22 protein-coding genes and 1 riboswitch are annotated in these 23,214 nt (G+C 31.6%); all 22 genes read left to right on the forward strand.

Annotated features, from left to right (window positions below; all coding sequences use genetic code 11):
* Positions 1 to 41: 41 nt before the first annotated feature.
* The 22 genes from J2Z42_RS05855 (at position 42) to J2Z42_RS05960 (ending at position 23,195) form a co-directional block, all read left to right on the forward strand.
* Positions 42 to 968: a DUF1861 family protein gene (locus J2Z42_RS05855; protein WP_209701715.1), complete on the forward strand. Its 927-nt coding sequence runs from the start codon at positions 42 to 44 to the stop codon at positions 966 to 968.
* Between the two features lie 21 nt (positions 969 to 989).
* Positions 990 to 2,036 carry a glycoside hydrolase family 130 protein gene (locus J2Z42_RS05860; protein ID WP_209701716.1) on the forward strand — a complete coding sequence of 349 codons (1,047 nt, stop codon included), beginning with the start codon at positions 990 to 992 and terminating at the stop codon, positions 2,034 to 2,036.
* 12 nt (positions 2,037 to 2,048) lie between these two features.
* On the forward strand, positions 2,049 to 4,154 hold the full coding sequence (locus J2Z42_RS05865) for an HPr family phosphocarrier protein (RefSeq protein ID WP_209701717.1): 2,106 nt from the start codon (positions 2,049 to 2,051) through the stop codon (positions 4,152 to 4,154).
* Between the two features lie 166 nt (positions 4,155 to 4,320).
* The gene (gene dhaK / locus J2Z42_RS05870; RefSeq protein ID WP_209701718.1) at positions 4,321 to 5,319 is read left to right on the forward strand and encodes a dihydroxyacetone kinase subunit DhaK; all 999 of its coding nucleotides are present in this window, start codon (positions 4,321 to 4,323) and stop codon (positions 5,317 to 5,319) included.
* A gap of 22 nt (positions 5,320 to 5,341) precedes the next feature.
* Entirely contained in the window at positions 5,342 to 5,968 is a 627-nt protein-coding gene (gene dhaL / locus J2Z42_RS05875; protein WP_209701719.1) for a dihydroxyacetone kinase subunit DhaL, read from the forward strand.
* A gap of 30 nt (positions 5,969 to 5,998) precedes the next feature.
* Positions 5,999 to 6,388, forward strand: coding sequence for a dihydroxyacetone kinase phosphoryl donor subunit DhaM (gene dhaM, locus J2Z42_RS05880; protein ID WP_209701720.1), 390 nt, complete (start codon positions 5,999 to 6,001; stop codon positions 6,386 to 6,388).
* Between the two features lie 124 nt (positions 6,389 to 6,512).
* The gene (locus J2Z42_RS05885) at positions 6,513 to 7,430 is read left to right on the forward strand and encodes a D-alanine--D-alanine ligase (RefSeq protein WP_209701721.1); all 918 of its coding nucleotides are present in this window, start codon (positions 6,513 to 6,515) and stop codon (positions 7,428 to 7,430) included.
* Positions 7,431 to 7,572: 142 nt separating this feature from the next.
* Positions 7,573 to 7,670: riboswitch (SAM riboswitch) on the forward strand.
* A gap of 76 nt (positions 7,671 to 7,746) precedes the next feature.
* On the forward strand, positions 7,747 to 8,571 hold the full coding sequence (locus J2Z42_RS05890; RefSeq protein ID WP_209701722.1) for a MetQ/NlpA family ABC transporter substrate-binding protein: 825 nt from the start codon (positions 7,747 to 7,749) through the stop codon (positions 8,569 to 8,571).
* A gap of 175 nt (positions 8,572 to 8,746) precedes the next feature.
* The gene (gene pdxR / locus J2Z42_RS05895) at positions 8,747 to 10,186 is read left to right on the forward strand and encodes a MocR-like pyridoxine biosynthesis transcription factor PdxR (RefSeq protein WP_209701723.1); all 1,440 of its coding nucleotides are present in this window, start codon (positions 8,747 to 8,749) and stop codon (positions 10,184 to 10,186) included.
* Between the two features lie 19 nt (positions 10,187 to 10,205).
* On the forward strand, positions 10,206 to 10,760 hold the full coding sequence (locus J2Z42_RS05900; RefSeq protein WP_209701724.1) for an NUDIX domain-containing protein: 555 nt from the start codon (positions 10,206 to 10,208) through the stop codon (positions 10,758 to 10,760).
* 180 nt (positions 10,761 to 10,940) lie between these two features.
* Positions 10,941 to 11,744, forward strand: a complete 804-nt coding sequence (locus tag J2Z42_RS05905; RefSeq protein WP_209701725.1) for an energy-coupling factor transporter transmembrane component T family protein — start codon at positions 10,941 to 10,943, stop codon at positions 11,742 to 11,744.
* A complete protein-coding gene (locus J2Z42_RS05910) occupies positions 11,745 to 12,470 on the forward strand; it encodes an energy-coupling factor ABC transporter ATP-binding protein (RefSeq protein WP_209701726.1) in 726 nt (241 codons plus the stop codon).
* Positions 12,471 to 12,497: 27 nt separating this feature from the next.
* Positions 12,498 to 13,985, forward strand: a complete 1,488-nt coding sequence (locus J2Z42_RS05915) for a cobyric acid synthase (protein WP_209701727.1) — start codon at positions 12,498 to 12,500, stop codon at positions 13,983 to 13,985.
* A gap of 37 nt (positions 13,986 to 14,022) precedes the next feature.
* Positions 14,023 to 14,982 carry an adenosylcobinamide-phosphate synthase CbiB gene (gene cbiB, locus J2Z42_RS05920; RefSeq protein ID WP_209701781.1) on the forward strand — a complete coding sequence of 320 codons (960 nt, stop codon included), beginning with the start codon at positions 14,023 to 14,025 and terminating at the stop codon, positions 14,980 to 14,982.
* Positions 14,983 to 14,998: 16 nt separating this feature from the next.
* The gene (locus tag J2Z42_RS05925) at positions 14,999 to 16,063 is read left to right on the forward strand and encodes a pyridoxal phosphate-dependent aminotransferase (protein ID WP_209701728.1); all 1,065 of its coding nucleotides are present in this window, start codon (positions 14,999 to 15,001) and stop codon (positions 16,061 to 16,063) included.
* 40 nt (positions 16,064 to 16,103) lie between these two features.
* Positions 16,104 to 16,724 (forward strand): NAD(P)-dependent oxidoreductase, encoded by a 621-nt coding sequence (locus tag J2Z42_RS05930; protein WP_209701729.1) that lies wholly within the window; start codon positions 16,104 to 16,106, stop codon positions 16,722 to 16,724.
* A 46-nt stretch (positions 16,725 to 16,770) separates the two neighbouring features.
* Entirely contained in the window at positions 16,771 to 17,643 is an 873-nt protein-coding gene (gene hemC, locus J2Z42_RS05935; protein WP_209701730.1) for a hydroxymethylbilane synthase, read from the forward strand.
* Between the two features lie 37 nt (positions 17,644 to 17,680).
* Positions 17,681 to 19,147, forward strand: a complete 1,467-nt coding sequence (gene cobA, locus J2Z42_RS05940) for a uroporphyrinogen-III C-methyltransferase (protein ID WP_209701731.1) — start codon at positions 17,681 to 17,683, stop codon at positions 19,145 to 19,147.
* A 34-nt stretch (positions 19,148 to 19,181) separates the two neighbouring features.
* On the forward strand, positions 19,182 to 20,153 hold the full coding sequence (gene hemB / locus J2Z42_RS05945) for a porphobilinogen synthase (protein WP_209701732.1): 972 nt from the start codon (positions 19,182 to 19,184) through the stop codon (positions 20,151 to 20,153).
* Positions 20,154 to 20,170: 17 nt separating this feature from the next.
* Complete coding sequence (locus J2Z42_RS05950; protein ID WP_209701733.1) at positions 20,171 to 21,493, forward strand: cobyrinic acid a,c-diamide synthase CobB; 1,323 nt, start codon at positions 20,171 to 20,173, stop codon at positions 21,491 to 21,493.
* Entirely contained in the window at positions 21,493 to 22,575 is a 1,083-nt protein-coding gene (gene cobT / locus J2Z42_RS05955; protein ID WP_209701734.1) for a nicotinate-nucleotide--dimethylbenzimidazole phosphoribosyltransferase, read from the forward strand. The genes J2Z42_RS05950 and cobT overlap by 1 nt, the downstream gene beginning before the upstream one ends.
* Positions 22,572 to 23,195 (forward strand): precorrin-8X methylmutase, encoded by a 624-nt coding sequence (locus tag J2Z42_RS05960; protein ID WP_209701782.1) that lies wholly within the window; start codon positions 22,572 to 22,574, stop codon positions 23,193 to 23,195. Before cobT ends, J2Z42_RS05960 begins: the two co-directional genes overlap by 4 nt.
* Positions 23,196 to 23,214 lie beyond the last annotated feature (19 nt).

Genomic DNA, 23,214 nt, shown 5'->3' on the forward strand with positions numbered 1-23,214 from the left:
AGGGGTTTATTTTATAGTAGATTAAGAAGGTGTGAAATTAAATGATTATTACATGTGATGAACTATTGAATAATTATAGAAACAAGAAATGTAAGAAAAAATCAAAAAAGATGAATTTTATAGGCATATTTAACAAGAATGTTTATAATATAACTGCTCCTTTTTATAATAAAGGAAAAGTGGTTATAGCAGGAAGAGTTGAGTCAAGGAGAACCAATGATTCTATGGTATTATTCTTTGAAGAATATAAAGATGCATGGTGCCATATAATAGAATCACCTGTTATAAATCTTGAAGATCCATTTTTTACAAGGATAGGCAATGAAATGGTAATAGGTGGAGTAGAAGTATTTAAAGACATAAATAATCCAAATGATCTCATATGGAGAACAATAATGTATAAAGGTAGTGACATCTTTAACTTAAAGCTTTTCTTTGTGGGTCCGGATGGAATGAAGGATTTACGTATAACGGAGTTAAAAGATGGAACAATAGGAGTATTTACCCGACCACAGGGAAGTAAAGGTGGAAGAGGAAAAATAGGTTTCACGAAAATTAAGAGATTAAATGATTTAAGCATAGGGGTAATTCAAGATGCACCTATATTAAATGATTTTTTTAATGACGACGAATGGGGTGGAATCAATAGTATATATCCTATTGATAATGACAATATAGGACTTTTAGGACATATAGCCAAGATGGATGAATCTGGAATAAAACATTATTATCCAATGACATTTGTTTTAGATATTAATTCCTTAAAATACAAGGACGTACAGATAATTGCAGAGCGAGAAGATTTCCTCCCAGGTCCAAGCAAGGACGTGAGCTTGTATGATGTAGTATTTAGCGGAGGACTTGAATTTAAAGATAAAAAAGCAATTTTGTTTGCGGGCATAAGTGATATTGAGGCACAGACAATTGAAATAGACAATCCATTTTATGAATATATGCATGAAAATTAAATATAGTGGGGGAACACCAATATGAAAAGATATGAGAATAATCCTATTATAACTTTTAAAGACGTGAAACCATCAAATAAAAATTTTCAGGTTATAGGAGCATTTAACCCGGGAGCAGCTGAATATAATGGTGAAATAATACTTGCCGTAAGAACAGCTGAAAGGGTAAGAGAATCAAATGATGATTGTATTAAAGTACCAGTTTTAGATGAAAATAGCCAGTCCATAAAGATTGTTGAATTAAATACTAATGATAAAAAGTATGATTTTAGCGACTCAAGAGTAGTTAAAGAAGTGGGCAGTGATTCGGATTTTAAATATCTTACTTCAATGTCACATATAAGACTTGCAAGGAGCAGAGATGGCATAAATTTTAAGGTAGATGAAAAACCTTTTATCTTTCCTGGAAATAAATATGAAGGTTTTGGTATTGAAGATCCTAGAATAAGCAAAATAGATGATATTTATTATATTACGTATAGTGCTGTATCAAAATATGGTATAGTAGTAAGTTTGGCTGCAACCAGTGATTTCAAAAGTTATAGAAGATTAGGCAATATTTTTAGTACCGAGAATAAGGATGCAGTTCTTTTTCCAGAGAAGATTAATGGAAAGTATTTTGCATTAAACAGACCTGTATCTAAAAGTTCAGGAAAACCTGTAATATGGATATCAGAATCTAAAAATTTAATTGATTGGGGAAATCATAAGGTATTAGCCTGTACTAGGGAAAGGTATTGGGATTCAAGTAAAATAGGGGCGGGAATACCACCTATAAAAACTGAAAGAGGATGGCTTGAACTTTATCATGGAGTGGATGAGAATGAACACTATTATATGGGAGCACTGCTGCTTGATATTAATGATCCGTCTAAAGTGATTTCAAGAAGTGAAAAGCCAATACTTGAACCAAAGGAAAATTATGAAACAGAAGGATTTTTCAAGAATGTAGTTTTTCCTTGTGGTGCTGTTAAAAAGAATGATGAAATTTATATATATTATGGAATATCTGATAATTCTGTTGCATTAGCCATGACAAAAACAGAAGATATTTTAAGAAATCTTTAATGGAGAGTGAATTTGTTGATTGAAAAAACTATTGTGATTAATCACGGAAAAGGAATTCATGCCAGGGCTGCGGCTTCCATAGTTCATAGGACTAATGATATACAAGGAAAATATGGTGTAGAAATTTTTATAAGTGCTAAAGATAGAAAAAAGGTATCTGCAACAAGCTTGATGCCGCTTGTAAATTTAAAAATCAAAGATAAGGAAAAAATAATTATTCAGGTACAGGGCAAGGATGAAACAGCTGCACTGGATGATGTAGTAGATTTTTTCAAGAAGGATTTTGGACTAAATGATAATAATACCATAAATCAAATTGATAATATCATAGATAATAGTGTCATTACTATGGGACAAATATTTCAGAATATAGTAAATGGAATTATAGTAACTGATGAAAAAGACAATATAATAATTTTTAATTCTATTGCGGAAAAATTTTTTGGTATACAGGAAAACGCGGCTATAGGTAAAAAAATAAATGAGGTTATAGAAAATTCAAGGCTTAATGTAGTAAATAACACGGGAAAATCTGAACTCATGATAAAACAAGTTATAGGGGAAAGAATTGTTCTTATAAACAGGACTCCTGTTGTAATTGATGGAAAAGTAAAAGGGGCAATTGGAATATTTCAAGATATATCAAGCTTTGAAAAAGTAAAATTTGAATTGGATGAAGTAAAGGAGCTTCAAAAAAGACTACAGCTAATACTTCAATCTGTACAGGATGGTATATGTTTTATAGATGCAAAAGGAAATATAAACTATGTAAATGATGCCTATATAAATATACTTGGTATCAGCAGAAATGATATACTTGAAAAGAATATCAGGGAAATATCTCCAAATGGAGCAAGGCATAAAGTATTAGTTAGTGGAAAAAGTATAAATAATGCCATAATTAAAAAAGAAAATGGAATAACTGTAATTTCTAATATAAATCCTGTAGTTGTAGATAATAAAATTATAGGAGTTGTGTCTGTAGTAAAAAATTTAAAGCAGGTTGAAAAATTAACTGAAAAACTCAGTAAGGTATCGGCTAAAGCTGAATATTTAGAAGAGGAACTTATAAGAACCAAGAAGCCTGAAATGGTGTTTTCGAATTTTATTGGCAAAAGTGGCAAAATAATTGATGCACTTTCGATTGCATTAAAGGCTGCCCAAAGTAATGCCACTATTTTAATAAGAGGTGAAAGCGGTACAGGAAAAGAACTTATTGCAGAAGGAATCCATTATGCAAGTACAAACTATAAGGGACCTTTTATAAGAGTGAATTGTGCAGCTATACCTAAAAATCTCTTAGAAAGTGAGCTATTTGGACATGAAAAAGGTGCATTTACGGGTGCTATAAAGAGAAAACTTGGTAAATTTGAATTAGCACAAAATGGTACTATGTTTTTGGATGAGATAGGCGAGCTGGAAAAAGATATGCAATCTAAGATTTTAAGGGCTATACAGGAAAAAGAATTCCAAAGAGTTGGAGGAGAAAAGACAATAAAAATAAATGTTAGAATAATAGCTGCAACAAATAGAAATTTAGAGGAAATGGTAAAGAAGGGTGAATTTAGAGAAGACCTATATTATAGATTAAATGTAATTCCAATATTTTTGCCGCCTCTTAGAGATAGAAAACAGGATATAGCACTGCTTGTGGAACATTTTATGAACAAGTTTAAGAATTTTAGGAATAAAAAGATACGTGGAATTACAAATGAGGCTATGGAAGCTATTCTCAGCTATCCATGGCCTGGCAATGTGCGTGAACTTGAAAACTTGTTTGAGAGATTATATGCTCTAGTAGATGGTGAATATATTACAATAGATGATATGCCACCTTATATATGTGGAACAAAGCTAAATAATAAATGCAAGATTGAAGATAGAAAAAATGTATGCAGCGAGGAAAAAATAGATTCAATAAGCAGGAGAATTTTAGATGAAGACGATGTACTGGCAATGAAAGATTATGAAAAACTTATAATAGAAAAAGCACTTAAAAAGTATGGAAGCTATAATGCAGCAGGAAAAGCGCTTGGACTGACACATAAAACTATAGCATCTAAGGCAAGAAAATATAACTTGGAGAAAAAAATAAGCTGGGAAAAAGTATCAAGGTAAAAAATATCATATTGATACTTTTTACTATAGCTGTTTTTAAGAATATCCTATAAATAAGGTATTAATCCTGGCATGAATTTTGCTTAAATATATTTGTGTTAATAAACTTGATTTTAATTTATAAGATTATTTTTAATAGAATTATTAAAACTGGAGGAATTTTATAATGAAAAAAATGATTAATAATCCTGAAAATGTTTTAAGTGAAATGCTTGAAGGCATAGCAAAGGCACATCCTGAATATTTAAAGAAACTTGAAAATGCAAATGTACTGGTGAGAACTGACTTGAGTAAAAATAAAGTTGCTCTTGTAAGTGGTGGAGGAAGCGGACATGAGCCTGCTCATGGTGGATATGTGGGGGAAGGAATGCTTGATGCAGCAGTTGCAGGAGAAGTATTTACATCTCCAACTCCAGATCAGGTTTATGAGGCAGTAAAAGCAGTTGATAGAGGGAAAGGCGTTCTTCTGGTTATTAAAAATTACAGCGGAGATGTAATGAATTTTGATATGGCAAAAGATATGGCTGAAATGGATGGAATAAAAGTAGAATCAGTAGTTGTAAATGATGATGTTGCTGTAGAGAATAGTACATTTACAACAGGAAGAAGAGGAATTTGTGGTACTGTTTTTGTTCACAAGATTGCAGGAGCTGCAGCTGAAGCCGGACTTGAACTTGAAGATGTAAAAAGAGTAGCTGAAAAAGTAATATCAAATGTTAGAAGTATGGGTATGGCACTTAGTTCCTGTACTGTTCCAGCAGCAGGAAAACCAAATTTTAAACTTCCTGAAGATGAAGTAGAAATTGGTATGGGCATACATGGAGAACCAGGTACTCACAGAGAAAAAATTAAAACTGCAGACGAAACTACAGAACATATGTTAGATAAAATATTAAAAGATATGCCATTAAATTCAGGAGATGAAGTTGCAGTAATGGTGAATGGAATGTGCTCTACTCCACTAATGGAACTTTATATTGTAAATAGAAAAGTAAATGAAATTTTAAGTGCTTTAGGTGTTAAAATTCATAAGACATTTGTGGGTGAATATATGACTTCACTTGAAATGGCTGGATTTTCTATAAGTGTATTGAAATTGGATTCAGAGCTTAAAAAGTTTTTGGGGGATACTGCAAATACACCTGCATTTAAATTAATAAAGTAAATTGTAAAGGGAGCCTATTATTATGATATCTGGAGAAAAAGTAATTCAAATAATAAATGAAATAGCAGATAAAATTGAAGAAAATAAATCTTATTTAACGGAACTTGATGCTGCAATAGGAGATGGAGACCATGGTCTTAATATGAGTAAGGGATTCAGAGCAGTTAAAGAAAAGTTAAAAGATGATGATGGTAAAAATATAGGAAATATATTTAAAAAAACTGGAATGGCCCTTGTATCGAATGTAGGCGGTGCATCAGGACCGCTTTATGGAACTGCTTTTATGAAGGCAGCTGTCGTAGTTTCTGGAAAAGATAATATGGACATTGATGATTTTATAAATGTACTTAAAGCATCAATTGATGGTGTTGTAATGAGAGGAAAAGCACAAGCAGGAGACAAGACTATGTTGGATTCATTGATACCAGCATACGATGCAGCAAAAAAGGCAAAAGATGATGGAAAAGATGAAAAAGAAATATTAAAAGAAGTAAGTACAGCTGCAATTAATGGAGCTGAAGACACTAAAAAGATAGCAGCAAGAAAAGGAAGGGCAAGTTACCTTGGAGATAGAAGCATAGGGCATAAAGATCCAGGAGCAACTTCGAGTGCTATTATACTTGAAACTGTTTATAATTTTATAAAATAATGACTTTAAACTAGAAAGGAGAGATTTATAATGGTAGGTATAGTTTTAGTTTCACATAGTCCAAAGGTTGCAGAAGGAATAAAAGAACTTTCTCTCCCTATGGCAGGTGATGTAAAAATTGAAGCGGCAGGAGGAACTGAAGATGGAAGGCTTGGAACTGATGTAAATAAGATTGTTGAAGCTATAGAAAAGGTATATTCCGATGATGGGGTTATAATATTATTTGATCTTGGAAGTTCCTATATGAATGCGCAGATGGCAATAGAATTTTTGGATGAGAGTAAGCAAAAAAATGTTGAAATAGTTGATTGTGCTTTTGTAGAAGGAGCTATTACAGCAGCTGTTGAAAGTAGTTTAGATAAAAGCATGGAGGAAGTAAAAAATTCAGTTAAAAGCATGGAGCTTGGAAAAATGCCGTGAAAGTAGAAAAATGAATTTTATTGAGAACCACCTTATATATAAATTGTATGTAAGGTGGCTCTTTCTTTATTTGAATTATTGTATAAAATATAATATATAATCAGTAGTTTATGGAGGAATATATATGAAAATAGGAGTAGTTATGGGAGGAATATCCTCTGAAAGAGAAATATCATTGCAATCAGGAAAAGAAATAATGAATTGTTTCGACAAAGATAAGTATGAAATAGTTCCTGTAGTTATAGATAAAAAAGAAGACATAATAACAAAGACAAAAGATATAGATTTTGCGTTTCTTGCACTTCATGGAAAATTTGGAGAAGATGGAACGGTTCAATCTGTGCTTGATACTTTAGATATACCTTATTCGGGATGCAGTCCTATTACAAGTGCAATATGTATGGATAAGGATATGACAAAAAAAGTTCTTAAAAGCAAAGATATTAATACTGCAAGGTGGATGTGTGTAAAATCTATAGATGAAATAGATTATGATTATTTAGATAAAATCGGATATCCTGTATTTGTAAAACCTAATTCAGGTGGCTCAAGTGTTGCAACTAATTTAATTAAAAGAAGAGAAGATATAGAAAATGCTGTCAAAGAGGCACTTGAATATGATGAAGAAGTTATGATTGAGGAATATATAAAAGGAGAAGAAGTTACCTGTTGTGTTCTAAATGGGAAAACTCTCCCAATAATTACTATAAAACCTAAAACGGAATTCTTCGATTATAAAGCAAAATATACAGATGGCGGCTCGGATGAAGTAGTAATTAAACTTCCGGATGAACTTGAAGAAAAAATTCAAAAAATTTCACTTGACTGCTGGAAAGCATTGAAATGTAGAGTTTATGTAAGAGTGGATTTAATTGTAAAAGATAATATACCATATGTACTTGAATTGAATACTTTGTCTGGAATGACAAAAAATAGTCTATTCCCTAAAAGTGCAAAAGCTGTAGGAATATCTTATAGTCAGCTTCTTGATAAAATAGTTGAATATTCACTGAAGGAAGCAAAAAAAGTTTGTGCTGAATAATTAACTAAAAATATATTAAAAAAATATGATATTTGCAATATATAAGGCATTTTTATTATATATTATGAATATTGAAAGCTGGCGTTGACATCTTATATTGCTAATGCTATACTTTCTCTAAAGTAAAATTTAATATTAAGTTAACTTATCAAGAGAGGTGGAGGGATTGGCCCTATGAAACCCAGCAACCAGTATTTATACATGGTGCTAACTCCAGCAGCGAAAGCTGAAAGATGAGAAAATCAGTGAGTCTTTTTACTCGAGGATTTCCTCGAGTTTTATTTATTTTATTTTTAATTTATGAGGAGGACTTATTATGAAAAACATAAAAAAAATACTAGCAGCTGTGTTTTCTTCAGTACTTATTGTAGCCTTAGTAGGCTGTGGAACACAAAGCAGCAGCACTGGGAATACAGCAAAGGATGACAAAAAGGTAATAACAATAGGTGCAACACCAAAACCACATGCTGAAATACTTGAGAAAGTAAAGCCAATACTTAAAAAAGAAGGATATGATCTGAAAATCCAACAATTTACAGATTTTGTTACTCCAAACAAGGCGCTTGCGTCTAAAGATATAGATGCAAATTTCTTTCAACATATACCATATTTAGATGAATATAATAAAAAGAATAGTACAGATTTGGTATATGTAGCAAAAGTTCATCTTGAACCAATGGGAGTATATTCAAAGAAAATCAAGAACTTAAAGGAACTTAAAAATGGTGCTGAGATTGCCGTACCTAATGATCCTACTAATGAAGCAAGAGCATTAAAGCTTTTAGCACGTGAAGGTGTAATAAAAGTTAAATCAGGAGAACTCATTTCAAAACTTGATATAACTGAAAATAAAAAGAATTTGAAGTTTCAGGAACTAGATGCACCACAGCTTCCTAGAGTTTTAGGAGATGTAGATGCAGCAGTTATAAATACAAATTTTGCACTTGAAGCAAAATTAAATCCACTTAAAGATGCTATTGCAATAGAATCAAAGGAATCACCTTATTCAAATGTAATTGTAGTAAGAAAAGAAGATAAGGATAAGCCTTATGTTAAGGCACTTGTAAAGGCTGTAAATTCTCCTGAAATAAAAAAATATATACAGGATAACTACAAAGGGAGTATAATACCAGCATTTTAATGAATTACAGTGTTTGTGGAGAAACTGAGATACTTTTTAAAATAAGTGTTCTCAGTTTTTTTATGTTATATTTGAAATATGAACTAAATATTAATTATATATCTATGCTTGTGAACATAACTAATTTTATGCAAAAATATAAGTATGGATATCAAATGGTAATGGGAGTGAAATTATGTTTTTTGATATAAAACTTGATAAGAAGAGACCTGTATATATACAACTGAAAGATTATATAAAAAATATGATACTTAGAGGAATGCTTACAGCTGGTGAAAAGTTACCATCCACACGTGAATTGGCTCTCATGCTAAAGATAAGTAGAAATACAATAATTTATACTTATGATTTTCTGCAGGATGAAGGTCTCATTTATATAAAAAGGGGCAGAGGGGCTTTTGTTTCCGATGTAAAGGTTGATTTTCAGAAAAAATGGGATATAAACTGGGATGAAAGAATAAATAATTATGCACGTGAAGCTGAAAAACTTGATATAATTAAAAGTGAAATTAAATGGGAAAAAGGAATGATATCCTTTAAGAGCATAGCTCCTGACGATAAATTGTTTGACGTTGAGAATTTTAAAAAGTCATTTTTGAATTGTATTTCAAGAGAAGGCGGCAAGATATTAAATTATGGATACGCTCAAGGGTATAAACCTTTAATTGAATATCTCCTTAAATATATGGGAAATAAGGGAGTTGATACATCAGGAAAAGATATACTCATAACAAATGGCTTTACAGAAGGATTTGATTTAATACTTTCATGTCTTACAAACGAAGGAGACAAAGTTATATGCGAGAACCCAACACATAATACTGCTATAAAAATTATGAGGCTGCATAAGTTGAATATAACAGGGATAGACATGGAAAGTACAGGAATTAACTTAAATGATTTATCACAAAAACTTGACCGGGATAAATTTAAGCTTTCTTATTTCATACCTTCTTATCACAATCCTACAGGAATTGTAATGTCTCCTAAAAAAAGAACTGAACTCTATAATATTCTTAGAAAACATAATGTTCCTATAGTTGAAGACGGATTCAACGAAGAACTTAGATATTTAAGCGATCATGTATCCCCAATTGCAGCATTAAGTGGAAGCGGAAATAGTGTTTTATATATAGGAAGTTTTTCAAAAATACTTTTTCCTGGACTTAGAATAGGATGGATACTGGCAGATAAAAATCTCATAGGATACCTGGAAAGTGCAAAGAGAAGCAGAAATATACATACATCTTTTCTTGACCAGGCAGTATTCTGTGATTACCTTAGAGAAGGCAATTTTGAAAAGTACATTAAGAAAGCTAGAAAATTTTATAAAGATAAATATGAAGTGGCAATAAAGCTTGCTGAAAAATATATTATAAGGAGCAGGATATATGGTGAGGGAGGCCTTCACATATTTGTAAAACTTGATAATATTAATTCAAGAAAGCTTCTTGAAAATTGCTGCAGCAGGGGAGTTATATTTACTCCTGGAGATATATTTTATACGGATGGCGGCGGAAAAGATACCTTCAGACTTGGATTTCCAAGGGTCAGCAATGAAGATATAGAAAAAGGTTTTAAAATAATTGGAGAAGAAATTAAAAAATTATATTAATAATAATGGAGGCTTTTATATGAAAAAAATACGTGAAAATATATTGTATAAAGGTGACTGGATAGCTCTTAAAGAAATAACTTATTCAGGAAAAAAGAATGAAGAATTAAAGTGGGAGAGTATAGAAAGGACAAATACTGTAAATACTGTAGTAATGCTGGCTAAACTTTGTCCGTCAAATAGATATGTACTTATAAAACAGTACAGGGCACCTATTGATAATTATATTATTGGATTTCCAGCAGGACTTATGGAAGACAGTGATCCAGCAAAAAATGCACTAAGGGAATTAAAAGAAGAAACAGGCTATACTGGAAAAGTTAAATCAATAAGCCCTGTTCTTTATTCTAATGCAGCTTTGCTGTCGGATACGGTTACGTTAGTCAATGTTGAAATAGATGAGAATTTGCCGCAAAATTTAAATCCAGAACAAAATCTGGAGGATTCCGAGGACATAGAGGTTATATTAATTGATAAGAATAAAATACTTGATTTTTTAATGGAAGAACAGAAAAATGGAGTCGGTGTTGGAATTGGTGTGTGGTATATTTTTGGAGGATTACAGCACAATTAATAATTGTATGTAATCATTGGAGATGATTAATAAATGATAATGGATTTAATCATTATTTGTAGTATAATTAGTGCTGGTGGTGTTATAGTAGTAATAATTGTACTTTATACGTTGTTTTCACACAAGAATAAATAATACCTTATAAAAATGCGATAAGAGTGTCTGACAGGGGGGTCGAATTTGAAAGATTGGCTTTTAAAAAAAGATGATTACATACCTGAAAAAGATTCGGACAAGTTTATAGACAAAAGTATATTCTCTATTTTAAAGGTTTTGTCACTTATCAAAAGAAGAAATAAATTAAAAAGTGGGTTTATATATAAAATAAATCCAGTTATAAAACTTATATTTATGATTTTAAATATAGTATTTTTATCTGTATCTAGAAATTTTATGTATGTAATTGCTGTGGATATATATTTTTTATTACTCCTCAGTTCTTTGGATGCAGATGAAATAAAAAATATACTTATTTTAAGCATGATTGTACCAATCTTTACTCTTATAATGCTTATACCTTCAATATTAACGGGAAATATTATAAATAGTTTTATTCTTATATCTAAGATATTTGGAACTATAATGATTGTAAATATATTTTCTTGTACCACGAAGTGGAGTTATATAACAAGATCTTTAAAAGTATTTTTTATACCGGATATATTTATATTGGTATTTGATATAACTATAAAATACATTTATATTTTGGGCCAATTTGCGTTAAATATGTTTTATTCTTTAAAACTTAAATCAGTTGGAAAGAATAATAAAAAATATTCTTCAGTACCTAAAATAATTGGAACTCTATTTTTAAAGTCAAATGAAATGGGTGAAGAAATGTATTCTGCTATGGAATGCAGGGGATTTACCGGAGAATATAAAAATTTTTCTAAATTTAAGTTTACAATGTCGGATTTATTATATTGTATAATCAGTATACTTGTTATAGCGTTGTATTTTTACATGGCAGGAGTGAAGGTTTAAATGATAGAGTTTAAAGATGTCTGTTTTAATTATAATGATCTTCAAGTAATTAAGAATATAGATATAGATATAAAAGAAGGGGAATCAGTTGCACTTATAGGAGCTAATGGAAGTGGGAAATCAACATTTCTAAAACTTGTAAATGGAATTATATTCCCTTCAAGTGGAAATTATTTGTTTGATAATATAAATATATGTAAAAAAAAGCTTGATGATTCAAAGTATTCCAAATCATTTCATAAAAGAGTTGGATTTGTATTTCAAAATTCAGATTCTCAGCTATTTTGTCAGAATGTATATGAAGAAATTGCATTCGGTCCAAGGCAGATGGGAATGGATGAAAAAGAGGTTAGGATGAGAGTAGATGATTGCCTGAATTTACTTGACATATATGATTTGAAGCATAGACAGCCATATAATTTGAGCGGCGGTGAAAAGAAGAAAGTAGCTATTGCATCTGTACTTGCACTTAATCCAGAGGTACTTACTTTAGATGAACCTATGAATGGAATAGATCCTAAGGGAAAGAAATTTCTGAGAGAGCTTTTTATAAAATTAAATAATGCAGGAAAGACTATAATATGTTCAACTCATGATTTTGAATATGTAAAAGGTGTTTTTAAAAGGGCACTTGTGTTTTCAGAAGATCACAGGATAATAAGAGATGATAGTTATGATGCTGTGATAAATGATGATAAATTTTTAATAGAGAATAATATAAAGTAAATAACTTTGTAATTTTGGAGGGCTTTTATGGGTAAAATTATGATTCAAGGAACGGGATCGTCCGTAGGAAAAAGTATAATTGTTACAGCTCTTTGCAGGATATTTAAACAGGACGGATATTCTGTAGCACCTTTTAAGTCCCAAAATATGTCTTTGAATTCATACATAACTTTAGATGGAAAAGAAATGGGACGGGCTCAGGTACTTCAGGCATATGCATGTGGTCTTGAGCCAGAGGTTTATATGAATCCAATACTTTTAAAGCCTACTTCTGATAAAAAAAGCCAAATAATATTAAATGGTGAGGTTTATGGTAATGCTAGTGCATTAGAATATCATAATATGAAGACTAAATTTGGAGATATGCTAAAGGAGCATTTTTCAAATTTGGAGAGTAAATTTGACATAGTTGTAATGGAGGGCGCAGGAAGCCCGGCGGAGATAAATTTAAGGGATAGAGATATTGTAAATATGGGAATGGCAGAGATTGCAGATGCTCCAGTAGTTTTGGTAGGAGATATAGATAAGGGCGGCGTATTTGCATCTCTTGCAGGAACCATGCTTCTTTTAAGAGATGATGAAAGGAAAAGAGTACGTGGGACTATAATAAATAAATTCAGAGGTGATATAGAAATATTAAAACCAGGGCTGAGTATGTTAGAGGACATAATTAAAGTGCCATGTATGGGAGTTGTACCTTACTTCAATCTTAAGCTGGAGGATGAAGATGGAGCAATTTCATTTAATAGTAAATGTACAGCTAAACCAATAGATATAGCTGTCATAAAACTTCCACATATATCAAATTTTACAGACTTTGACGCATTTAAACAGGAAGATGATGTATCAGTTAGATTTGTCAGCTCTGAGGATGAACTTGGAAGACCTGACATTCTTATAATTCCAGGAAGTAAGAATACTATAGATGATTTAATAAAGTTAAGGGAGTGCGGCCTTGAGGACAGTATAAAAGAATATAGTAAAAATGGAATTTTAATAGGAATATGCGGCGGATACCAGATGATGGGTACTTCTATAAAAGATCCATATGAAGTCGAAAGCAGTACATTGTATACATATGGAATGGGACTTTTAAACGTGGATACTGTACTTGAAAAAGATAAAGTTACATCTAGAGTAAAAGGTGAAAGCAAAAATTGTATGGATGGTAATTCAGAAGTATATGGTTATGAAATTCATATGGGGAGTTCGAAATATGGAAAAGGATCAAAGTCGTTATTTAGTATAAACAGCAAGAATGGAGAAAAGGTGTCCATGGAAGATGGTGCTGTAAATGATAAAAATAATATAATGGGAACTTATATTCACGGCGTTTTTGATGGCATAAATTTTAGACAGTACATATTGAATAAAGTAAGAAAAAGCAAAGGCATGTGTACTAGAAAATCAAAAAATTATGAAAATTTTAGAGATAAAGAGCTGGATAAACTCGCTGATATAGTTAGAAATAATATAGATATGGATATTATATATGATATAGTTTCAGGAAAATAAGGAAGAGGTAATTTATTTGGCTCAGTCTTTTATAATTATGAATTTAATAGATGTTGTAGCAGCGGTCTTGCTGGATTTAATAATAGGAGATCCTACATGGTTTCCACATCCTGTGATTTTTATGGGAAAGTTAGTATCTTTCTTGGAAAAGAGAGGCAGACAATTATTTAAGAGTGAAATAGCGATTAAAACTTTTGGAGGAATTATAGTTTTAATTATGATTTCAATTAGTTTTTCAATCCCATTTGCAGTCCTATATATATTTAAAACAAATATTTTGGCTTTTAATATAATAAATACTGTGCTGCTTTGCACTGCTCTTTCTGCAAGGTGCCTTAGCAAAGAGGCAAAAAAGGTATACTGTTCTTTGGAAAAAAATGATATAGAGGATGCAAGGGTAAAACTTTCTTATATAGTAGGAAGAGATACTCAAAATTTAAATAAAGATGAGATAACAAGGGCAGTAGTTGAAACTGTAGCTGAAAATACTTCAGATGGAGTTATAGCACCACTTTTTTATGGAATTATTTTTGGAGCCCCTCTTGCAATGATGTATAAGGCAGTAAATACAATGGACTCTATGCTTGGCTATATGAATGAAAAGTACAGACATATAGGATTTTTTCCTGCTAAAGTAGATGACATTTTTAACTTAATACCAGCAAGAATAACAGGTGTTTTAATGTGCATTGCAGCTCCTGCAGTTGGAGGAAATATTTTAGAAACTGTAAAAATAATGGTGAGGGACAGAAAAAACCACAAAAGTCCTAACTGTGCATATCCTGAGGCAGCGGCAGCAGGTGCCATGGGAGTAAAATTGGGTGGAACAAATATTTATTTTGGAGAGATTGTCTATAAGCCAACATTGGGAGATGAAAAAGTAAAACTTGATTTCTCACATATAAATAATTGTATAAAGCTTATGTATTTATCAGAAACTATTATGGTCATTGCAGCGGCTGTTTTAACGTATGGAATATTCAAAGAAGTACTATAAAATAGGATGTGATTATATGGAACATGGGGGAGATATATATACAGATGGAATTTTAAAAGGGAAAAAACTTCTTGATTTTAGTTCGAATATAAATCCACTTGGGGTACCAAAAAGTTTTATTGACAACATATATGAAGCAGTTAAACTTTCAGATGTATATCCAGATGCAGAATATAGAGAACTTAAAACAAATATAAGAGATTATTTAAATGCAGATTCTATTGAAGAAAAAAATATAATTGTCGGAAATGGGGCAGCTGAAATAATAGATCTCTCTATAGGCTGTTTTAAAAGTATATGTATAGTTGTTCCTTCTTTTATTGAATATGAAAAAAATTCAGTAAAGTGGGGTTTAGATATAAAATATTCCTTTCTTAACGAGAATATGGATTTTGATTACAAGGACATTATAAAAAAGCTGGAAGATTCTGAAGCACTTATAATAGGAAATCCAAACAATCCTAATGGAAGAATTATAGATAAGAAAAATTTCAAGAATATACTGGACTATTGTGAGAGATATAATAAAACTATAATAATAGATGAAGCTTTTGTTGAGTTTACGGGAAAGACGGAAAATAGTTTTATTGATGAATTGAAAAATTATAAATGTCTATTTATAGTAAGAGCTATTACAAAATTTTTTGGAATGCCAGGTGTAAGATTTGGTTATGGAATTTCAAAGAATAAATTGATTTTGGAAAACATCGGGAGTAGGCAAAATCCATGGAACATAAATTGTTTTGCAGAAATGGCAGCTAAATACATATTTAAAGATGAAGAATACATAAAAAATTCTCTAAGATGGATAAGCATTGAGAGAGAAATTATGCTTAATCAGCTGAATAAAATTGATATAATAGATAAAACATATAAAACTTATGCAAATTTTGTGCTTTGCCATCTTAAAAATATAACGTGTGATGTGTTGTACAAAAAATGTCTTGATAGTGGATTGGTGATAAGGCAGTGTGACAATTACAGGGGACTTTCCAAAGAATATATTAGACTTGCTATAAAGGATAGAGATAAAAATAATCGCGCTATAAAAATACTTCAAGGTTTAAAAATTAATAGTTAAGAGTTAATAGTTATGATATAACTGTACTGAGGTGTTTAAATTGGATGAAAAATTATTTCTTACACTTTTATCGGATAAAATAAAAATTATTATAATAGGTGGTGGAAGAGCTGCCTGTATAAAATTAAAAACTTTTCTAAGCAGAAAGTGCAGCGTTTGGATTTTATCAAAAGAATTTTCAGATGAGTTTAATGAATTTAAGGACAATATAAGTGTACACAGTTTAATAGGAGAATATGATAAAAAGTACATATATGATAAGCATATTGTAGTAATTGCTACAAATGATAAAAGGGTAAACTCTATTATAAGAAAAGATTGCAGGGAGTTACACAAAATATATATAGATTCTTCTGATGTCAATGGGGGAAACTGTATTGTTCCATGTCAGAGAAATACAGAAAATATCCATTTTGCTGTAAACACTAGAAAAGCATCTCCAAAGACTTCTGTTTTTATTGCAGATATCATAAAAGAACATATAGAAAAATATGATGATTTTGTGAATTTTACATCTCATATTAGAAATAAACTTTCTAAAGGAGTAAAGAGAAAGCAGGTAATGGAATTTTTGTGTTCCAGGGATTTTTATTTTTTTTACAGCAAAAAAAAGGCTCAAATTATAATAGATATGTTCTACGGTGATATTTTTAAAAATTAGATATACTTTGTTGTGTTGAATTCAATTGTATGGATGGTGATATTATTTGAAATTAAAAATTGGAACCAGAAAGAGCAAGCTTGCCCAAATTCAGACTGAAATAGTTATGGATTTGCTTGAAAAAAAATGTAGCGTCAAAAGTGAAAAAGTTTTGATAGAAACCACAGGCGACAAAAGATTAAATATAGCTTTAAATAAAATTGGAGGAAAAGGGTTATTTATAAAGGAAATAGAAAATGAACTTTTAAAAGGGAAAATAGATGCAGCTGTACACAGTATGAAGGATGTTCCTTTTGATATTCCATGTGAATTTGAAATGACTGCCATCTTAAAAAGAGAAGATGCACGAGATGTATTTGTATCAAATGAAGGGATACATTTTAAGGATCTTAAAATTGGAGCAAAAATAGGTACTAGCAGTAACAGGAGAGCTTTTCAAATTAAAAAAATAAGAAAAGATTTAAAAATAGTTCCAATAAGGGGAAATATTCAAACCAGAATTGATAAAATGAAAAAAGAGAATTTAGATGGAATAGTTTTAGCGCTGGCAGGTGTTAAAAGGCTCAAATTGGAAAGAATTATAACTGATTATTTTAGTGTAGAGGATATTGTACCTGCTATTGGTCAGGGTGCCATTGGAGTTGAGATAAAAAAAGGATGCTTAAATTCAAATATATTTAAAAAATTGAATGATGAAGATACAAGAATATGTGTTGAAGCTGAAAGAAGTTTTATGAGAACTCTAAATGGAGATTGCCACTCTACTATAGGGGCTTACGCTGAGATTTCAAAGAATAGTATGAATATTACAGGTGTATTTCAGGTAAAAGGCAGACTTATAAAGAAAAGTATAAGCGGTTATAAACAAGATTATATCAGTTTGGGAGAAATACTGGCAGAAAATATTTTAGAAAGTTGACTCTTATAGTTTTACAGTATGGTAAGGAGAGATTTTGATGGGCAAAGGCAAAGTATATCTTATAGGTGCAGGACCTGGTGATGAAGGACTCTTAACCTTGGAATCAGTTAAGAAACTTAAAGAATGTAACGTAGTTATGTATGATAGGTTAGCGGGAACAGAGGTGCTTAACTATTTAAATGAAAACTGCAGCATATATTATTGCGGCAAAGAGCCGGATTGTCATTATAAAACTCAAGATGAGATAAACAAAATGCTGGCTGAATTTGCAAAGCAGGGAAATATAGTTGGAAGAATAAAGGGTGGAGATCCCTATGTATTCGGAAGAGGTGGAGAGGAAGCACTGGAGCTTTCAAAGGAAAATATTGAATTTGAAGTTGTTCCAGGCATAACATCACCTATTGCTGTTTTGAATTATGCAGGAATACCTGTTACCCACAGATCTATTGCACAGAGCTTTCATGTATTTACTGGAAGATCTGCAGAAAAACTTAATATAGACTGGAAGGCAGCTGCTAATATTTCAGGAACACTTATTTTTATGATGAGTTTTGGAAGTATGGATATTATATCAAAAAAACTGATTGAAAATGGATTAAATGAAGATACACCTTGTGCCGTAGTTATGAGTGGTACTACTTCAAAACAGAGAAAGATCATTTCAACTTTAAAAGATATATATTTAAAATCTAAAGCTGAAGGACTTCACTCTCCATGTATTTTTGTAATAGGCGAGGTGGTTAAGTTTAGCGATAAATTTAACTGGTATGAAAAGAAGCCTCTCTTTGGAAAAAATATATGCATAACAAGAGCAAAAAATCAATCTCAAGAAATGAGAAACAAGCTTCTTCAGCTTGGAGCCCAGGTTACTGAAATACATTCAATTAAGATAAATTATACTTCGGAAAATTTATTAAAGTATATAGATAAACTTCATGAGTACGACTATATAGTCTTTACAAGTGTAAATGGAGTCAATAGTTTTTTTGACAGATTGCTTCAGGAAAATTATGACATTAGAAATATACGAGGAAAGTTTGCAGCTATAGGACCGGCTACTGAAAGGGAGATAAAAAAGAGAGGAATTATACCACAGATAATCGCAAAAGAATTTGTAGCTGAAAGTCTTTTCCGTGAGCTTAAGAATTTCATAAAAAAAGGGGACAGAGTATTTATTCCAAGGTCTAAAAATTCAAGACCGTATCTTAAAGAAGCCCTTAGAAATGAAGGATGTATTGTAGATGAATGTTATACTTATGAAACTCTAACAGGAGATTTGCCGGATAAAAGGTGTTTTGAAGATGTAGATATAGTGGTATTTACAAGCCCAACTACAGTTAAAAACATGATAAAGCTTGTTGGACTTCCTGTTGTAGCCGGGAAACGGATTATAGCTATAGGACCAATAACGGGCAGGGAGCTTGAAAAATATGATTTAAAATATGAAATGTCAGAAAATTACACAACAGATGGAATTATAGGTAAGTTAATAGTTAAGAGTTAATAATTAATAGTTATATAAAATTGGAGGGACAGAGATGTTTAGAAGACATAGAAGACTTAGAAAAAATAGTGTAATAAGAGATATGGTTAGAGAGACTGTTTTAAATAGAAATGATTTTATATACCCTATATTTGTTACTGATGGGGACAATATAAAAAGAGAAATTCCATCACTTGATGGCAATTATCATTATTCTGTAGACAGACTTCATGAGATAGTTGATGAGATAAAAGAAGCAGGAGTTAAGAGTGTAATAGTTTTTGGACTTCCAGAGCATAAAGATGAATTAGGTTCTTCTGCTTATGCTGAAGATGGAATAGTTCAGAGAGGAGTTAGAAAATTAAAGGAACTTTATCCTGAACTATTTGTAATAACTGATGTTTGTATGTGTGAGTATACAAGCCATGGACACTGCGGCATAATACATGATAATGAAGTTGACAATGATGAAACACTTAAATACATAGCAGAAATTGCACTTTCCCATGCAAAAGCTGGGGCAGATATGGTGGCACCATCTGATATGATGGATGGAAGAGTTTCTGCAATTAGAAAAAAACTTGATGAAAATGGCTATAAGAATGTATCTATAATGGCTTATAGTGCAAAATATTGTTCTGCTTTTTATGGACCATTTAGAGAAGCTGCAAATTCTGCACCTAAATTTGGAAATAGGAAGAGCTATCAAATGGACCCTGCAAATGTGAGAGAGGCAATGCTTGAAATAGAAGATGATATAGAAGAAGGAGCAGATATTGTAATGGTAAAACCTGCACTTCCATATCTTGATGTAATAAGACTGGCAAGAGATAAATTTGATTATCCACTGGCAGCTTATAATGTAAGCGGAGAATTTGCTATGGTAAAGGCTGCTGCTAAAGCAGGACTTATAGATGAGAGGGCTGTTGCAATGGAGATGCTCACATCAATAAAAAGAGCTGGAGCAGGTATGATAATTACATATTATGCTGTTGATATATGCAGATGGCTTAAAGAAGAAATGTAATTTAGGATGTGCATTTTATGAGAAGTATAATTATATCTGCTGAAGGCAGCAGCAGCGGCAAAACCACAATTACCCTTGGAATTATGAAGGCACTTATTAAAAAAGGCTACGAAGTTCAGGGGTATAAGGTGGGTCCTGATTATATAGACCCTGCATTTCACAGAAGGGTAACAGGAAAACCTTCAAGAAATCTGGACATCTTTCTCATGGGGGAAGCTGGAGTAAAAGCTTCTTACATGAGAGGATGTGGTGATATTGGAATCATTGAAGGGGTTATGGGACTTTATGATGGAAAGGGAATAGATACTGATTATTCTACAGCTCATCTTTCAAAACTTCTTGGACTTCCAGTGATTTTAGTTATAAGTCCTAAGGGAAGAAGCACCACCGTTTGTGCTGAAATAAATGGTATGGTGAATTTTGATGATGTAAATATAGCTGGAATTGTATTTAATAATATAAGCGAAAGTTACTATAAACTCTTAAAGGCAGCTGTAAAGAAAAATTGCAGTGTGCAGGTATTTGGATATATTCCCAAGGATGAAAGATTATCTTTAAAGAATAGACATCTAGGGCTTATCCAAAGCAGTGAAATTAGTGATCTGGATAATAAGATAGAAATTGCAAGTGAACTGGTATTAAAAAATATAGATATAGATAATATGCTAAAATACTTTAAAAATGCAGGTACATTTAAAGATGGATTTCATGTTGAAAATAGAAAAATTAAAATAGCTGCAGCTTATGACAAAGCCTTTAGTTTCTATTATGAGGAAAATTTAGAGATTTTAAAAGAAATGGGACAAGTTGTATTTTTCAGCCCAATTAAAGATAAAAAATTACCGGATGATATTGATTTCCTCTATATAGGTGGAGGATATCCAGAGGTCTTTATAGAAGAACTTTCAAAAAATAAATCCATGCTCCATAGTATAAGAGAAAAATTAAATTCTGGATTAAAATGTTATGCAGAGTGCGGCGGGCTTATGTATTTAATGGAAAATATAGATGGATTTGAAACTGTGGGATTTTTTAATGGATGTGCTAAAATGACAGATAGACTTCAGAACTTTGGATATGCAAGCTTGGAAGTTACAGATAACAACCATATCTTCAAAAAAGGACTTAAAATAAATTGTCATGAGTTTCATAAATCTTGTGTTGAATCAAGAGAGAAAAAAATATACAGTTTGACTAAGGAACTTTATGATGGAAGCACAAAAAAATGGAAGTGCGGTTATTTGAAAAAGAATACCATTGGAGGATATGCACACGTCCATTTTTTTTCAAATATGAGTTTTATAAATAGCATGGTTAATAGCAATGATGGAGGAGAATAATGGAACTGTTAAAAAAAACCTTGAATAGTATAGAGAAAAAAGATGAAGAGGCAATAAAGGATGCCTGGAATAGAATCGACAATTTGACTAAACCAATAGGAAGTCTTGGAGAACTTGAAAAAATAGCGGTTAAAATGGCTGGAATTACAGGCAAGGTAAAGAATAAAATACATAAGAAAAATATTGTAATAATGTGTGCGGACAATGGAATATGGGAGGAAGGTATAAGCAGTTGTGGTCAGGATTTAACTGCAATTGTAACCAATAATTTTACAAGGGGAATTACAGGAGTTTGTGTTTTGGCAGATTTTTATAATTCTGATACAACTGTAGTTGATATTGGTGTTAAAGTTGACATGAATAATCCTAAAATAATTAACAGGAAAGTTAATTATGGAACAAAGGATATAGCAAAAGGACCTGCTATGACTAGTGATGAAGCAGTAAAAGCTATTGAAGCAGGCATAGAGACAGTAGACAAACTTGCAAAGGATGGCTATGATCTCATTGGAACTGGAGAAATGGGAGTTTGCAATACCGCTACAAGTGCAGCTGTTTTAGGAGGACTCACAGGACTTGAAATCGACCAAGTAGCCGGTAAAGGTTCTGGAATAACAGATGAGCAGCTTTATTTAAAAAGAGAAGCAATAAAAAAGGCACTTGAAGTAAATAAACCTGATAAAAATGATGTTATAGATGTTTTGTCTAAAGTTGGAGGCTTTGATATATGCGGTTTATGCGGCTGCTTCCTGGGAGCAGCTAAAAATAGAATTCCTATAGTAATTGATGGATTTATATCATCTGTAGCGGCACTTTGTGCAGTTAGATTAAATGGAGATGTAGGAGATTATATATTTCCATCTCACCTTTCAGCAGAACCAGGTGCCAAATATATAATGAACGAACTTAATTTAAAACCTATGCTAAATCTTGATATGAGACTTGGAGAAGGGTCAGGCTGTCCACTTGCTTTTGGAATAATAGAATCTGCACTATATACTATGAACAATATGGCTACTTTTGAAGAAGCTAAAATTGACAGCAGTAACCTTGTAGATATCAGAGAGGATGAGAATAAATAGTGAATTACATTAAAATCCCCATGGATATAGAAAAGAAAAGCTTTCAGATAATAGGGGAGGAAATGGGCAGTCATAACTTCACGGAAAGAGAGCTTGCTATAGTAAAGAGAGTTATACATACCACGGCAGATTTTAAATATAAAGATATAATTTATATAAGGGAAGGTGCTATAGATAGTGCACTTTCTCTTCTGAAAAAAGGAACAACCATATATACGGATACAAATATGGCACTTGCAGGAATAAATAAAAAAGCACTTTCAAAACTGAACTGCAGGGTAGAATGTTTTGTAGCAAGAGAAGATGTAGCAAAAATAGCTAAAGATAGAGAAATAACCAGGTCTATGGCAGCAGTAGAAAAGGCAGTAGAGGAAGGCGTTGAATTTTTTGTATTTGGAAATGCACCAACTGCACTTTTTAAGCTTAAGGAGCTTACCCTTTTAAATAAAGCAAAACCTAAGTTTATAGTAGGAGCACCTGTAGGATTTGTAGGTGCTGAGGAGTCAAAAAAGGAAATAGAAAAGCTTGATATTCCAATGATAACTATAAGGGGCAGAAAGGGAGGCAGCAATGTTTCAGCTGCTATAGTAAATGCACTTATGTATATGATTACCAGATAGATTAATTTTGAGGTGGTAT

Source organism: Clostridium algifaecis (assembly GCF_017874415.1).
GTDB classification, from domain to species: domain Bacteria; phylum Bacillota; class Clostridia; order Clostridiales; family Clostridiaceae; genus Clostridium_B; species Clostridium_B algifaecis.

What these genes read in the sequence shown, in the direction of transcription:
- J2Z42_RS05910 (WP_209701726.1), top strand. Translation starts at nt 11,745, where the DNA reads ATGATAGAGTTTAAAGATGTCTGTTTTAATTATAATGATCTTCAAGTA.
- cobT (WP_209701734.1), top strand. Translation starts at nt 21,493, where the DNA reads ATGGAACTGTTAAAAAAAACCTTGAATAGTATAGAGAAAAAAGATGAA.
- J2Z42_RS05860 (WP_209701716.1), top strand. Translation starts at nt 990, where the DNA reads ATGAAAAGATATGAGAATAATCCTATTATAACTTTTAAAGACGTGAAA.
- dhaM (WP_209701720.1), top strand. Translation starts at nt 5,999, where the DNA reads ATGGTAGGTATAGTTTTAGTTTCACATAGTCCAAAGGTTGCAGAAGGA.
- dhaK (WP_209701718.1), top strand. Translation starts at nt 4,321, where the DNA reads ATGAAAAAAATGATTAATAATCCTGAAAATGTTTTAAGTGAAATGCTT.
- cbiB (WP_209701781.1), top strand. Translation starts at nt 14,023, where the DNA reads ATGAATTTAATAGATGTTGTAGCAGCGGTCTTGCTGGATTTAATAATA.
- J2Z42_RS05890 (WP_209701722.1), top strand. Translation starts at nt 7,747, where the DNA reads ATGAAAAACATAAAAAAAATACTAGCAGCTGTGTTTTCTTCAGTACTT.
- J2Z42_RS05900 (WP_209701724.1), top strand. Translation starts at nt 10,206, where the DNA reads ATGAAAAAAATACGTGAAAATATATTGTATAAAGGTGACTGGATAGCT.
- J2Z42_RS05950 (WP_209701733.1), top strand. Translation starts at nt 20,171, where the DNA reads ATGAGAAGTATAATTATATCTGCTGAAGGCAGCAGCAGCGGCAAAACC.
- J2Z42_RS05885 (WP_209701721.1), top strand. Translation starts at nt 6,513, where the DNA reads ATGAAAATAGGAGTAGTTATGGGAGGAATATCCTCTGAAAGAGAAATA.
- J2Z42_RS05855 (WP_209701715.1), top strand. Translation starts at nt 42, where the DNA reads ATGATTATTACATGTGATGAACTATTGAATAATTATAGAAACAAGAAA.
- hemB (WP_209701732.1), top strand. Translation starts at nt 19,182, where the DNA reads ATGTTTAGAAGACATAGAAGACTTAGAAAAAATAGTGTAATAAGAGAT.
- J2Z42_RS05915 (WP_209701727.1), top strand. Translation starts at nt 12,498, where the DNA reads ATGGGTAAAATTATGATTCAAGGAACGGGATCGTCCGTAGGAAAAAGT.
- cobA (WP_209701731.1), top strand. Translation starts at nt 17,681, where the DNA reads ATGGGCAAAGGCAAAGTATATCTTATAGGTGCAGGACCTGGTGATGAA.
- pdxR (WP_209701723.1), top strand. Translation starts at nt 8,747, where the DNA reads ATGTTTTTTGATATAAAACTTGATAAGAAGAGACCTGTATATATACAA.
- J2Z42_RS05925 (WP_209701728.1), top strand. Translation starts at nt 14,999, where the DNA reads ATGGAACATGGGGGAGATATATATACAGATGGAATTTTAAAAGGGAAA.
- dhaL (WP_209701719.1), top strand. Translation starts at nt 5,342, where the DNA reads ATGATATCTGGAGAAAAAGTAATTCAAATAATAAATGAAATAGCAGAT.